General features: G+C 69.6%; 13 protein-coding genes. 4 read left to right on the plus strand and 9 right to left on the minus strand.

The genetic code is table 11. From position 1 onward, the window contains the following. Window positions 1-2 precede the first annotated feature (2 nt). The 3 genes from CTJ15_RS22760 to CTJ15_RS22770 all read left to right on the plus strand — a co-directional run bounded on the left by CTJ15_RS22760 (window position 3) and on the right by CTJ15_RS22770 (window position 1973). Entirely contained in the window at window positions 3-1019 is a 1017-nt protein-coding gene (locus CTJ15_RS22760; RefSeq protein ID WP_019459478.1) for a DNA-directed RNA polymerase subunit alpha, read from the plus strand. Between the two features lie 22 nt (window positions 1020-1041). After that, entirely contained in the window at window positions 1042-1473 is a 432-nt protein-coding gene (rplQ, locus tag CTJ15_RS22765) for a 50S ribosomal protein L17 (RefSeq protein WP_026032924.1), read from the plus strand. 65 nt (window positions 1474-1538) lie between these two features. Further along, window positions 1539-1973 carry a hypothetical protein gene (locus CTJ15_RS22770; protein WP_075821881.1) on the plus strand — a complete coding sequence of 145 codons (435 nt, stop codon included), beginning with the start codon at window positions 1539-1541 and terminating at the stop codon, window positions 1971-1973. 15 nt (window positions 1974-1988) lie between these two features. On the opposite strand, the gene CTJ15_RS22775 is transcribed toward CTJ15_RS22770, so the two are convergent. The 3 genes from CTJ15_RS22775 to trxB form a co-directional block, all read right to left on the minus strand. Next, window positions 1989-2327: a hypothetical protein gene (locus CTJ15_RS22775; protein WP_075821882.1), complete on the minus strand. Its 339-nt coding sequence runs from the start codon at window positions 2325-2327 to the stop codon at window positions 1989-1991. Window positions 2328-2421: 94 nt separating this feature from the next. Beyond that, on the minus strand, window positions 2422-3315 hold the full coding sequence (locus CTJ15_RS22780; protein WP_019459474.1) for a LysR family transcriptional regulator: 894 nt from the start codon (window positions 3313-3315) through the stop codon (window positions 2422-2424). Window positions 3316-3333: 18 nt separating this feature from the next. Then, on the minus strand, window positions 3334-4350 hold the full coding sequence (gene trxB, locus CTJ15_RS22785; RefSeq protein WP_051004721.1) for a thioredoxin-disulfide reductase: 1017 nt from the start codon (window positions 4348-4350) through the stop codon (window positions 3334-3336). 109 nt (window positions 4351-4459) lie between these two features. Here trxB and CTJ15_RS22790 point away from each other — a divergent pair, with 109 nt between their 5' ends. Beyond that, window positions 4460-4939 (plus strand): Lrp/AsnC family transcriptional regulator, encoded by a 480-nt coding sequence (locus tag CTJ15_RS22790; RefSeq protein WP_019459472.1) that lies wholly within the window; start codon window positions 4460-4462, stop codon window positions 4937-4939. 189 nt (window positions 4940-5128) lie between these two features. Here the strand turns inward: CTJ15_RS22790 and CTJ15_RS22795 are convergent, their stop codons facing one another. The 6 genes from CTJ15_RS22795 to carA all read right to left on the minus strand — a co-directional run bounded on the left by CTJ15_RS22795 (window position 5129) and on the right by carA (window position 12751). Continuing rightward, complete coding sequence (locus CTJ15_RS22795; protein WP_019459471.1) at window positions 5129-6361, minus strand: threonine ammonia-lyase; 1233 nt, start codon at window positions 6359-6361, stop codon at window positions 5129-5131. An 11-nt stretch (window positions 6362-6372) separates the two neighbouring features. Beyond that, window positions 6373-6846: a transcription elongation factor GreA gene (gene greA / locus CTJ15_RS22800; protein WP_075821369.1), complete on the minus strand. Its 474-nt coding sequence runs from the start codon at window positions 6844-6846 to the stop codon at window positions 6373-6375. A 132-nt stretch (window positions 6847-6978) separates the two neighbouring features. Beyond that, window positions 6979-10224 (minus strand): carbamoyl-phosphate synthase large subunit, encoded by a 3246-nt coding sequence (carB, locus tag CTJ15_RS22805; protein WP_075821370.1) that lies wholly within the window; start codon window positions 10222-10224, stop codon window positions 6979-6981. Window positions 10225-10277: 53 nt separating this feature from the next. After that, window positions 10278-10544 (minus strand): hypothetical protein, encoded by a 267-nt coding sequence (locus CTJ15_RS22810; RefSeq protein ID WP_019459468.1) that lies wholly within the window; start codon window positions 10542-10544, stop codon window positions 10278-10280. 24 nt (window positions 10545-10568) lie between these two features. After that, window positions 10569-11339 (minus strand): SDR family NAD(P)-dependent oxidoreductase, encoded by a 771-nt coding sequence (locus CTJ15_RS22815; RefSeq protein ID WP_058389364.1) that lies wholly within the window; start codon window positions 11337-11339, stop codon window positions 10569-10571. Then, window positions 11336-12751, minus strand: coding sequence for a glutamine-hydrolyzing carbamoyl-phosphate synthase small subunit (carA, locus tag CTJ15_RS22820; RefSeq protein WP_075821371.1), 1416 nt, complete (start codon window positions 12749-12751; stop codon window positions 11336-11338). Before carA ends, CTJ15_RS22815 begins: the two co-directional genes overlap by 4 nt. Window positions 12752-12771: the final 20 nt, after the last annotated feature.

Consider the following 12771-nt stretch of genomic DNA (forward strand, 5'->3'; position numbering starts at 1 on the left):
AAGTGCTGGATCGCAATTGGCGTTCCCTGATCAAGCCCGAGCGCCTGGACGTCGATCCGGGCGCTGACCCCGCGCGCGTGGCCACCGTGGTCGCCGAGCCGCTGGAGCGCGGCTTCGGTCAGACTCTGGGCAACGCGCTGCGGCGGGTTCTGCTGTCCTCGCTCCAGGGCGCGGCCGTCACGGCCGTGAAGATCGAGGGCGCGCTGCACGAGTTCAGCAGCCTGCAGGGTGTCCAGGAGGATGTCACCGACATCATCCTGAACATCAAGCAGCTGGCCATCCGCATGCCCTCCGAGGGCACGAAGCGCCTGACGCTGGAGGCCACCGGCCCCGGCGAGGTGACGGCGGGCCAGATCCAGGTGACCGGCGACATCGAGGTCGCCAACCCGGAGCTGGTGATCTGCACGCTCGACGATGGGGCGCGCTTCTCCATGGAACTCACCGTCTCGACGGGCAAGGGCTATGTCCCCGCCTCCGAGAACCGGACCGAGGACCAGGAGATCGGCCTGATCCCGGTGGACGCGATCTATTCGCCTGTCCGCCGCGTCGCCTTCCAGGTGCAGCCGACCCGCGTCGGCCAGCGCACGGACTACGACAAGCTCGTGCTCACGGTGGAGACCGACGGCACGGTCGCGCCGGATGACGCGGTGGCGCTCGCCGCCCGCATCCTGCAGGACCAGCTGCAGCTCTTCATCAACTTCGACGAGCCGCGCGAGGCCAAGGTGCAGGAGGTGCAGGACGACCTGCCCTTCAACCGCAACCTGCTTCGCAAGGTCGATGAGCTGGAGCTGTCGGTCCGCAGCGCGAACTGCCTGAAGAACGACAACATCGTCTATATCGGCGACCTCGTGCAGAAGTCCGAGCAGGAGATGCTGCGCACCCCGAATTTCGGGCGCAAGTCCCTGAACGAGATCAAGGAGGTTCTCGCCTCCATGGGTCTCAGCCTCGGAATGAACGTGCCGGGCTGGCCGCCTGAGAACATCGAGGACCTGGCTCGCCGGGTCGAAGAGCCCTTCTGAACCCGGGGCCTAGGAGACTGAAATGCGTCACGGGATGTCCGGGCGGAAGCTGAACGTCACTTCCTCTCACCGGATCGCGATGTTCCGGAACATGGCGACCTCGCTGCTCAAGCACGAGCAGATCACGACCACCCTGCCCAAGGCCAAGGAGCTGCGGCCCTATGTCGAGCGGATCATCACGCTCGGCAAGCGCGGCGACCTCTCGGCCCGCCGGCAGGCGCTGGCCCAGATCCGCGACGAGAAGGTGGTGGACAAGCTGTTCACGACCATCGCGGAGCGCTACGCCACCCGCCAGGGCGGTTATTGCCGCGTGCTGAAGGCCGGCGTGCGCTACGGCGATGCCGCCGACATGGCGGTGATCGAGCTGGTGGATCGCGACGTCTCGGCCAAGGGCCTGGACAGCGGCCCGCAGCCGGAGATCGTCGAGGCCGAGGGCGAGCAGCCCCAGGCCTGATTTATCGACCGATGCGGCTGATCGGATCGTTTCGGCACGGGGCGGGTGGGAAACCACTCGCCCCGTTGCTGTTCGTGCTGGGCCTGCTCTGCCTGCCCGCCGCGGGGCTTGCCGATGAGGGCGTGGTGGACGACGCCTCGGAGCTGGAGGGGCAGACCATCCAGCAGCTCGGCGCCTTGCAGGACATGGCGCCGATGCTGCGCAACGTTGCACGCGGCCGGCAGCAGGTGATTTTCGAGCATCTGCGCGCCCCTGGGAGCCACGTCCATGCCGAGGACGGCTTCGCCTGGGCCTGGGGCTGCCGTGGCGGGGACTGCGCGCGGAACGGGCTGTTCCTGGGGCATGAGCCGAAGAACGGGCTGCTCTGGATGCTGTTGATCCGGGATGGCGAGCTTGACCGCCAGGTGCCGCCCCGCGGCTCGCCCTGGCCCGCACCGCTGGTGAAGGGCGTGGCCAGCGTCAGCGCCGAACTGGCGGCCCGGATGGCGCGCGGGGGCTGAAAAGGGCGTGGGGGTTCAGCCCCCCGCTGGTTCCTGGCGCCAGAAGGCGTGGAGGGCGGGGATGTCCCTGTTGCAGAGCAGGGGCAGGGCCGCGCTGATCCGCTCGAGCGGCCAGTCCCACCAGGCCATTTCCAATAGCAAGGCGGCGCCGCTGCCGATCGAGCAGAAGCTCCCGATGATCAGGCGATCCACATCCGTGCGGTCGGGAAAAAGGTAGCGGGCACAGTCGTCGAAACCGTGCCGGTGATAGTAGCCGGAATAGTAGCTGTAGCGGCCAACCAGGATATTGGGGTTGGTCACCTGCTCCGACAGCAGGCGGCCGGCGAAGGGGCTCTCGAAGGCATTCCCGGTCATGGGTCTTTCCTCTTTTCTGCCTCCCCCGCCATCTCTCCCGGCCTGTCCCACCGGGCCGGATGGCCCGGTGGGACAGGCCGGTCCGATGGGCCGGTCAACCCTGGTTCTTGGCCAGCTCCGACACCAGGAAGTCGCGGAAGACGGCGACGCGCTTGGAATGCCGCATCTCCTCCGGATAGACGAAGTAGGACTCGAAGCGCGGGGTCTTCATCTCGCTCAGGATCGGCGTGAGATCCGCAATGTCATCGCCGAGATAGTCGGGCAGGGCGGTGATGCCCAGGCCGCTGCGCACGGCGCGCAGCATGGCGGGGAGGCTGTTCACCTCCATCACGGCGCGACGCGGGCTGCCGGCGCGGCGTCCCGCCTCGGCGATCCAGTTGATGTCCTCGATCGGCTGGCGGTGGTCGCCATAGGTGATCAGCCGGTGGTTATCGAGATCCTCCGGCCGCTGCGGGGCGCCGTACTGCTTCACGTACTCGGGCGAGGCCACGATCTTCCAGCCGAAGGTGGCGACATGGCGCTGGATCAGGTCCGGCTGCCGGGGGGCGTGCATGCGGATGGCGACATCCGCCTCGCGCATCGCCAGGTCCAGCTCCGTGTCGTCCAGCAGCAGGGTGACGGTGACGTCGGGGTGCTTCTCGATGAAGCGTTGCAGGCGCGGGGCGAGCCAGAGCGAGCCGAAGCCGGTGGTGGTCGTGACCTTGAGGCGGCCGGCGGCGCGCTCACGGCTCTCGGTGAGCAGGGCCTCGGTCATCGCCAGCTTGGCGAAGACCTCGCGCACCGTCTTGTTCAGCGTCTCGCCTTGTTCCGTCAGGATCAGGCCGCGGGCGTGGCGGTGGAACAGGGGCACCGCCAGGGCCTCTTCCAGGGCCTGGATCTGGCGGGAGACGGCGGACTGGCTCAGGTTCAGCGACTCGCCGGCATGGGTGAAGGACCCCGCCTCGGCGACCGCGTGGAAAACCCTCAGCTTGTCCCAGTCGAGTGGCATGATCGGTGTTTCCTCGCCTCAGAGATAGGCCGCTGGGGCCGGGGCAGATTCGGGAAGGCCGGCGAGCCACTTCTCGGCATCGAGCGCGGCCATGCAGCCGGTGCCGGCCGCGGTGATCGCCTGGCGGTAGATGTGGTCCTGCACGTCCCCGGCCGCGAAGACCCCTTCCGCCGAGGTCTGGGTGCGGCCCGGCTCGGTGCGGATATAGCCCGCCTCGTCCATGTCGAGCTGGCCCCGGAACAGGGCGGTGGCGGGCGCGTGGCCGATGGCGACGAAAACGCCATGGATCGGCAGCTCGGAGGCCTCGCCGGTCTTCAGGTTGCGCAGGGCGAGTGCCCGGGCGACCGGCGTGCGGCCGCTCTCGTCGGCCAGGATGGCCTCGGCCACCGTGTCGCGCACCACCACGATGTTCGGGCGGGCGAAGAGGCGGTCGAGCAGGATGCGCTCGGCTCGGAAGGTGTCGCGCCGGTGGATCAACGTGACGCGGGCGGCGAGGCCGGAAAGGTAGAGGGCTTCCTCGATGGCCGTGTTGCCGCCGCCGATGACCGCGACCTCCCGCCCCCGGAAGAAGAAGCCGTCGCAGGTGGCGCAGGCGGAGACGCCGAAGCCCGAAAGCTCCTTCTCCCCCGGAATGCCGAGCCAGCGGGCTTGGGCCCCGGTGGCGATCACCAGGCTGTCGGCGAAGTAGACGTCGCCGGAATCGCCCTCGCAGCGGAAGGGGCGGCGGGACAGGTCCACGGCGGTGATGGTGTCCATCTGCAGGCGGGCGCCGACATGTTCGGCCTGCTTCGCCATCTGCTCCATGAGCCAGGGGCCCTGGATGGCCTCGGCGAAGCCTGGATAGTTCTCGACCTCGGTGGTGATGGTGAGCTGTCCGCCCGGCTGCAGGCCCGCCACGACGATCGGTTGCAATCCGGCGCGGGCCGCGTAGATGGCCGCCGTGTATCCGGCCGGTCCGGCACCCAGAACGAGGAGGCGGGTTCGGTGAGTCTCGGGCACTTCTGATTCCTGCGAGTCGCGGGTTACGCGCAGCATATCGGTCAGCCCTGCGTCCACCGCAACCCGGCATTCCGGAAAGGATGGTCTGGACGTGCGGAGCGTGCAAGGATATTTCGCCGCATCGCCATGACGGGCAATGAACAGTATGCCGAATGACGTGCCCGAGCTGGACGCGACTGACCTGGCCATCCTCGACGAGATCCAGCAGGACGGGCGGATCACGAATGTGGAACTCGCCCGCCGCGTCGGCCTCTCGGCCCCTCCCTGCCTGCGCCGGGTGCGCCGGCTGGAGGAACTCGGCGTGGTCCGGGGCTACCATGCCGATCTGGAGCCCGGCTCGCTCGGCTGGGAAGTCGGCTTCTACGCGCTGGTCGGGCTGGAGACGCAGAAGCTCTCGGTGCTGGAGGCCTTCGAGCGGATGGTCACCGCCTGGCCGGAGGTGAGGGAGTGCCACATGATCCGCGGCGGCGGTGACTTCCTGCTGCGGCTGGTGGCGCGCGACACGGCGCACGAGAACGCCCTGACCTCCCGCCTCACCGGGGCCGACCATGTGATGCGGGTGCAGACCCTCCAGGTGATCCGCACCGCCAAGGAAGAGGTGGGCGTGCCGGTGGAGCGGCGCTGAGGCTGTTCCGGCGACGCTGTCCCGTGGGAGGCGTCGCTTCCCCCCTGGTCCCCTCTGCTCAGGAAGGCGAGGGCCTCCCCGAAACCCCGCCGATCTCCGGTGGCGGCAGGCGCCAGCCCACCGGGTCCTGTGGAGGGGGTATTGGGGGAAAGGCGGAGCCTTCCCGCCCGGGCCATGGGAACGCCGCCCTCAGCCCACCCGGACGGTATAGTCCGCCGCTTCCAGGGCGGCGACGATGGCCGCGCCCTGGTTGGCGTCGCGCACCTCGATCATAAGCTCCAGCTCGGCGGTCTGGACCGAGGGGGCGGCGAAGAGGCGCTGGTGGCTGACTTCGATGACATTGCCGCCGGCGGCCGCGACGCGAGTGGAGATATCGGCCAGGACGCCCGGCCGGTCGGGGATGTCGAGGTGCAGGCGCAGGATGCGGCCGTCGCGCAGCATCTCCCGCAGCAGGACATTGGCCAGGATGCGCGGGTCGATATTGCCGCCGCAGACGGTGGTGGCGACGGTATGGCCCGCGAAGCGCTCGGGAAAGGCCAGGATGGCGGCAAGGCCGGCGGCGCCGGCGCCTTCGGCCACGACCTTGGCGCCCTCGGCCAGCAGGGCGATGGCCCGCTCCACCGCGCGTTCGGGGACGACCAGGACCTCGATGCCCAGCCGGGCCAGCATCGCGGCCGGCAGCTCGCCCACGTCGCGCACGGCGATGCCCTCGGCGATGGTGGGGCCGCCGACCTTCACCGGCTCGCCCGCCAGGCGCTGGGCCATGGCGGGATAGCCCTCGACCTCGACGCCGTAGAGGGCGATGTCGGGGCGCAGCTCCTTCACCACCGCGGCGGAGCCGGCGACAAGGCCGCCGCCGCCCACGGGGATCACCATGGATTGCAGACCGGAGGGGGCGTCTTCCAGGATCTCCAGCGCCATGGTGCCCTGGCCGGCGACGATCTCCGGGTCGTCATAGGGGTGGACGAAGACCAGCCCCTCGCTCAGCGCCAGGGCATGGGCGTGGGAGGCGGCCTCGGCCAGGGTTTCCCCGTGCAGCACCACCCGGGCGCCCCAGCTTTCCGTCCGCACCACCTTGGTGGAGGGGGTGAAGCGGGGCATCACGATGGTGGCGCGGATGCCCAGCAGATGGGCGTGGCGCGCGACGGCCTGGGCGTGGTTGCCGGCGCTCATCGCGATCACCCCGGCCTCACCTTCCCGCGCCGAGAGCTGGGCGAGGCGGTTGGCCGCGCCGCGCTCCTTGAAGGCGCCGGTGGGGTGGAGGTTGTCAAGCTTCAGCAGCACCCGGGCGCCGGCGGCGCGGGAAACGGCATGCGGCTCGACCAGGGGGGTACGCAGCACCGTGCCGGCGATGCGCGCGGCGGCCGCGCGCACGTCGGACAGCGCCACGTGCCGTGTGGGCAGGGCGGTCCCTTCCGGCATGGCGCGGCGCCCTACCGGAACCGGACGGCGGTGATCTCGACGGAGCGGGCGCCGCCCGGGGCCGGCACCTCGACGCTGTCGCCGACGCTCTTGCCGAGCAGGGCCCGGGCAAGGGGGGAGGAGATGGAGATCGAGCCCTTCTTCATGTCCGCCTCGTACTGGCCGACGATGCGGTAGGTCTTCTCGTCCTCGGATTCCTCGTCGACGATGGTGACATAGGCGCCGAAGCGCACCTGCTCGCCGGTCATCTTGGAGACGTCGATCACCTCGGAGGAGGGGACGACGGATTCCAGCTCCGCGATACGGCCCTCGATGAAGGACTGCTTCTCGCGCGCGGCGTGGTACTCGGCATTCTCGGAGAGATCGCCATGGGCACGCGCCTCCGCGATCGCACGGATCACAGCCGGGCGCTCCTCGGACTTCAGGACCTTCAACTCTTCCTCAAGCCGAGACAGTCCCTCGGCCGTGATGGGGAACTTCTGCACGGCGTTTAGCCTTCCCTAGAACGCGACGCGGCCGCGCCAGTCCCCGCCAGGAAGTCGGGGGGAACCGGAGCGGCGCCGGGCTGAAACAGGCGGGGCGGGTCCTGGCCGGTAAGCCAGACCCGCCCCGATGTCTCAGAACGAAGATGCAAAATAGGACTGCAACGGAGCCACATCAAGCACTCCCGCGCGCAGTGCCGCGATGGCATGCACGGCGGCCCGGGCGCCCGCCACGGTGGTGTAGTGGGGGATGCCGTTGGTCAGGGCGGAGCGGCGGATGTCGAAGCTGTCCGCGACCGCCTGGCCGGAGCCGGAGGTGTTGATCACCAACTGGATCTCGCCGGACTTCATGGCGTCAACGCAGTTCGGACGGCCTTCCAGCACCTTCTTGACCTCGGTGACGGGCAGCCCCGCCTCGCGCAGCCGGTTGGCGGTGCCGCGGGTGGCGGCGAGGCCGAAGCCCATCTCCACCAGGCGGCGGCCCAGCGAGACCATGGCGGCCTTGTCGCCGTCGCGGACCGAGAGGAAGGCGGTGCCGCTTTCCGGCAGCTTCACCCCGGCGCCCATCTGGGACTTGAGGAAGGCGCGCTCGAAGGAATGGTCGAGGCCCATCACCTCGCCGGTGGACTTCATCTCCGGGCCCAGGATCACGTCCACGTTCGGGAAGCGGGAGAAGGGGAAGACGGCCTCCTTGACCGCGACATGGCGGGAGATGGCGTCGTCGTCCAGGCGGAACTCCGACAGCCTGGCTCCGGCCATGACGCGGGCGCCGATCTTGGCGACCGGCACGCCGGTGGCCTTGGCGACGAAGGGCACGGTGCGGGAGGCGCGCGGGTTGACCTCCAGCACGTAGATCTCGTTGCCCTTCACGGCGTACTGCACGTTCATCAGCCCGCAGACCTTGAGGGCCCGGGCCATGGCCTCGGTCTCGGCCTTGAGCTCGGTGATGATGGCGGGGGAGAGGGAGTAGGGCGGCAGCGAGCAGGCGCTGTCGCCGGAATGGATGCCCGCCTCCTCGATATGCTCCATGACGCCGGCGACATAGACGTTGCCCTCTGCGTCGGCGATGCAGTCCACATCGACCTCGATCGCGTCGGAAAGGTACTGGTCGATCAGGATCGGGTTCTCGCCCGAGACCTTCACCGCCTCCGCGCCGAAGCGCATCAGCTGGGTGCGGTCATGGGCGATCTCCATGGCGCGGCCGCCGAGCACGTAGGAGGGGCGGACCACGACGGGGTAGCCGATGCGCTCGGCCTCGGCGGCGGCTTCCTCCAGCGTGCGGGCGGTACCGTTGGAGGGCTGCTTGAGGCCCAGGCCCTGGAGCAGGTGCTGGAAGCGCTCGCGGTCCTCGGCGATGTCGATGGCCTCGGCGGAGGTGCCGAGGATGGGGATGCCGGCCCGGCTCAGCGCCTGGGAGAGCTTGAGCGGGGTCTGGCCGCCATACTGCACGATGCAGCCCAGCACCTCGCCCTTCTCCTGCTCCTTGCGGATCAGGGAAACGACGTCCTCGGCGGTCAGCGGCTCGAAATAGAGGCGGTCGGAGGTGTCGTAGTCGGTGGAGACGGTTTCCGGGTTGCAGTTGACCATGATGGTCTCGAACCCGGCTTCCTTGAGCGCATAGGCGGCGTGGACGCAGCAGTAGTCGAACTCGATGCCCTGGCCGATGCGGTTGGGGCCGCCGCCGAGGATGACGATCTTCTGCCGGCCCGTGGGGGCCGCCTCGCAGGAGGGAATGCCGAAGCCGCCCTCGTAGGTCGAGTACATGTAGGCGGTGTTGGAGGCGAACTCCGCCGCGCAGGTGTCGATCCGCTTGAAGACCGGGGTGACGCCCAGCGCCAGGCGCTGCTGCGTCACCGCGGCCTCGGTCGAGCCGGTGAGCGCGGCGAGGCGGCGGTCGGAGAAGCCCATGGCCTTCACCCGGCGCAGCGCGCCCGCCTCCCGCGGCAGGCCCTTGGCGCGGATCTCCTCCTCGGCGCGGACGATCTTCTCGATCTCGCGCAGGAACCAGGGGTCGAAGCGGCAGGCGCGCTGGATCTCCTCGACCGAGAGGCCGGCGCGGAAGGCCTGGGCCACGGTCAGCGAGCGGTCCGGCGTCGGGGTGGAGAGGGCGGCGATATAGGCCTCCACCGAGCCGTCGCCCGGGGCGGCGATCTCGTCCAGGCCGGACAGGCCGGTCTCCAGCGAGCGCAGGCCCTTCTGCAACGCCTCGCCGAAGGAACGGCCGATGGCCATGGCCTCGCCCACCGACTTCATCGAGGTGGTGAGCGTCGGCGGCGTGCCGGGGAACTTCTCGAAGGTGAAGCGCGGGATCTTCACCACCACGTAGTCGATGGTCGGCTCGAAGGCGGCCGGCGTCACCATGGTGATGTCGTTCTTGAGCTCGTCCAGCGTGTAGCCCACGGCGAGCTTGGCGGCGATCTTGGCGATCGGGAAGCCGGTGGCCTTCGACGCCAGCGCCGAGGAGCGCGAGACGCGCGGGTTCATCTCGATGACGACCATGCGCCCGTCGGCGGGGTTCACGCCGAACTGGACGTTGGAGCCGCCGGTATCGACGCCGATCTCGCGCAGGCAGGCGATGCTGGCATCGCGCATGCGCTGGTACTCCTTGTCGGTCAGCGTCAGCGCCGGGGCAACGGTCACGGAATCGCCCGTATGGACGCCCATCGGGTCCAGGTTCTCGATGGAGCAGACGATGATGCAGTTGTCCGCGGAGTCACGGACCACCTCCATCTCGTATTCCTTCCAGCCGAGCACGCTTTCCTCGATCAGCACCTCGGTGGTCATGGAGGCGGCGAGGCCGGCGGAAACGATCTGCTCGAACTCCTCCTTGTTGTAGGCGATGCCACCGCCCGTGCCGCCGAGCGTGAAGGAGGGGCGGATGACGCAGGGCAGCTTGACCATCTCCAGCCCGGCGCGCGCCTCCTCCATCGTGTGCGCGATGTGGGAGCGCGGGCTCTCGATGCCGATCCTGGTCATGGCGTCGCGGAACTTCAGCCGGTCCTCGGCCTTGTCGATCACCTCCGCCTTGGCACCGATCAGCTCGCAGCCGTACTTCTCCAGCACCCCGGCCTCGGCCAGCTTCAGCGCCGTGTTCAGCGCGGTCTGCCCGCCCATGGTGGGCAGGATCGCGTCCGGCCGCTCCTTGGCGATGATCTTCTCCACCACCTCGGTGGTGATGGGCTCGATATAGGTGGCGTCCGCCAGCCCGGGATCGGTCATGATCGTGGCCGGGTTGGAGTTCACCAGGATCACCCGGTAGCCCTCGGCGCGCAGCGCCTTGCAGGCCTGGGCGCCGGAATAGTCGAACTCGCAGGCCTGTCCGATCACGATGGGACCGGCGCCGATGATCATGATGGAGTGGAGGTCTGTGCGCTTCGGCATGGTCGGGGGGCTTCGTCCGGGAGGTCTGGCGTTTCAGGGGGCGGGGCGCGCGGTCAGCGGCGCCAGGTCAGCAGGATGGCGGCGGGGATGTTGAGCAGGCAGGCGATATAGAGCGCCTCGGTCAGCCCGTTCACCGGCAGGTTCGGCGGCGCGCGGTCGCGGAACAGCCAGAGCAGCAGGCCGGAGACGAGCAGCGAGGCGATCAGGGCCATGGCCATCGGATGGCCGGGCCTGCCGGCGCGCAGGAAGGCCCGCCACAGGCCGTAGCTGAGGCCCATGCAGCCGAGGCAGGCCAGCAGGATGACGGCGAGCAGCACCATGGCGGTTCCGGCCTGCCCCTGGCCTCAGCCGTGCACCGACAGCCCGCCATCCACCGGGATGGCCGTGCCGGTGACGAAGGCGGCGGCGTCGCTGGCGAGGAAGGCGGCGATGCCGGCGAAGTCGCCCGGCAGGCCCCAGCGCTTCTGCGGCGTGCGGGCCAGGACGCGGTCGTTCAGGTCGGGCATGTCGCGCTTGGCGCCGGCGGTCAGCTCGGTCTCGATCCAGCCGGGCAGGATGGCATTGGCGGTGATCGCGTCCGGCCCCCAGGCGACGGCGAGGGAGCGGGTGTACTGCACGATGCCGCCCTTGCTGGCGCCATAGGCGGGGGAGAGGGGCAGGCCGAAGATCGACATCATCGAGCCGATCGAGATCACCCGGCCATGGCCGGAAGCCTTGAGATGCGGATAGGCGGCGCGGCTCATCCGCATGGCGCTGGTGAGGTTGGCGTCCATGACGGCGTACCAGTCCTCGTCCGAGACATCCTGCGGCAGGCGGCGGATGTTGGTGCCGGCATTGTTGACCAGGATGGCGAGGCCGCCGGCGCGGGCCACCACCTCGTCCACCACGCGGGCGGCGCTGCCGGGCTCGGCGAGGTCGGCCTGGAGGGCGAAGGCCCCTTCGCCGCCATCCGTGTTCAGGGCGGCGACGGCGGCGGCGTTCTTTTCGGCGTTGCGGCCCACCACGACGACGCGGGCGCCGCAGGCGGCCAGGCCGCGCGCCATGCCGAGGCCGATGCCGCCATTGCCGCCGGTGACGATGGCGGTGCGGCCGGCGAGGTCGAAGAACTGGCTCATGCGGCCTTCTCCTTCACGCTCTCGATCAGCGCGGTGAAGCGGTGGAAGAGGTAGTGGCTGTCCGAGGGGCCGGGCGAGGCCTCCGGATGGTACTGCACGGAAAAGGCACGCTTGCCCTCGCAGGCGATGCCCTCGTTGGAGCCGTCGAAGAGCGAGACATGGGTGACCTTCACCCCCTCGGGCAGGCTCTTGTCGTCCACCGCGAAGCCGTGGTTCTGCGAGGTGATCTCGACCTTGCCGGTGGCGAGGTCCTTCACCGGCTGGTTGGCGCCGCGATGGCCGCGGTCCAGCTTGTAGGTGCGGGCGCCCAGCGCCAGGGCCAGGAGCTGGTGGCCGAGGCAGATGCCGAAGACGGGGACCTGCTTCTCCAGCACGCCGCGGATGGCGGGAACGGCGTATTCGCCGGTCGCCGCCGGATCACCGGGGCCGTTGGACAGGAAGACGCCGTCCGGCCCGTGGCGCAGGATCTCCTCCGCCGTGGCGGTGGCAGGGACGACGGTGACGTCGCAGCCGGCATCGGCGAGGCAACGCAGGATGTTCCGCTTGGCGCCGTAGTCCACGGCCACGACCTTGTGGCGCTTGGCGGGGTTGGCGTCATAGCCCTGGTTCCAGCGCCAGAGCCCTTCCTCCCAGCGGTAGGACTGCTGGCAGGAGACCTCCTTCGCGAGGTCCATGCCCTCCAGCCCCGGCCAGCCGGCGGCCTGGGCGCGTAGCGAGGCAAGGTCGAAATTCCCGTCCGGGGCGTGGCAGATCACGCCGTTGGGCGCGCCACCGTCGCGGATGCGGATGGTGAGCGCCCGCGTGTCCACCCCGGCGATGCCGGGGATGCCAAAGCTCTTCAGCCAGTCGTCCAGGTGGCGCTGGGCACGGTAGTTGGAGGGCTCGCTGACATCGGCCTTGGTGATCAGGCCGAGGGCGGCGGGGGTGGTGGTCTCCACATCCTCGGCATTGGCGCCGACATTGCCGATATGCGGGAAGGTGAAGGTGATGATCTGCCCGGCATAGGAGGGATCGGTCAGGGTTTCCTGATAGCCCGTCAGCCCCGTGTTGAAGCAGATCTCGCCCACCCTGGTCGCGGCGGCGCCGAAGCCTCGGCCCCAGAAGACCGTGCCGTCCATCAGGACGATGCAGGCGGTCGCGCCGGCGGGCGGGGTGTCGGCGGCTTCGGGCATGGAGGGCTCCGCAGCGGTGGGGGAGGGGGAGGACGTGGCGGGATCGGCCGGGACCGTGACGGAGGCACCCGGCATGTCCCCGAAGGACAGGCCGGTGGCGGCGAGCAGGGCGGGCCAATGCTTGGGCGGGATGGCGCGGGCCTGCCGCCACTTGCGGACGGCCTCGCTGCCCACGCCGCAGCGGCTTGCCACCGCCTCCGCCCCGCCGGCGAGGCGGATGATCTCTTCCACGGAACGCATGGCAGCGTTATCTGGGAAGC

The organism is Roseomonas sp. FDAARGOS_362 (genome assembly GCF_002754815.1).
Lineage (GTDB): Bacteria > Pseudomonadota > Alphaproteobacteria > Acetobacterales > Acetobacteraceae > Roseomonas > Roseomonas mucosa.

Excerpts from the sequence above, each read along its gene's own strand:
- CTJ15_RS22815 (WP_058389364.1), bottom strand. The coding sequence starts at position 11,339 with ATGAGCCAGTTCTTCGACCTCGCCGGCCGCACCGCCATCGTCACCGGC.
- CTJ15_RS22790 (WP_019459472.1), top strand. The coding sequence starts at position 4,460 with ATGCCGAATGACGTGCCCGAGCTGGACGCGACTGACCTGGCCATCCTC.
- carB (WP_075821370.1), bottom strand. The coding sequence starts at position 10,224 with ATGCCGAAGCGCACAGACCTCCACTCCATCATGATCATCGGCGCCGGT.
- trxB (WP_051004721.1), bottom strand. The coding sequence starts at position 4,350 with ATGCTGCGCGTAACCCGCGACTCGCAGGAATCAGAAGTGCCCGAGACT.
- CTJ15_RS22775 (WP_075821882.1), bottom strand. The coding sequence starts at position 2,327 with ATGACCGGGAATGCCTTCGAGAGCCCCTTCGCCGGCCGCCTGCTGTCG.
- CTJ15_RS22795 (WP_019459471.1), bottom strand. The coding sequence starts at position 6,361 with ATGCCGGAAGGGACCGCCCTGCCCACACGGCACGTGGCGCTGTCCGAC.
- carA (WP_075821371.1), bottom strand. The coding sequence starts at position 12,751 with ATGCGTTCCGTGGAAGAGATCATCCGCCTCGCCGGCGGGGCGGAGGCG.
- rplQ (WP_026032924.1), top strand. The coding sequence starts at position 1,042 with ATGCGTCACGGGATGTCCGGGCGGAAGCTGAACGTCACTTCCTCTCAC.
- CTJ15_RS22780 (WP_019459474.1), bottom strand. The coding sequence starts at position 3,315 with ATGCCACTCGACTGGGACAAGCTGAGGGTTTTCCACGCGGTCGCCGAG.
- CTJ15_RS22810 (WP_019459468.1), bottom strand. The coding sequence starts at position 10,544 with ATGGTGCTGCTCGCCGTCATCCTGCTGGCCTGCCTCGGCTGCATGGGC.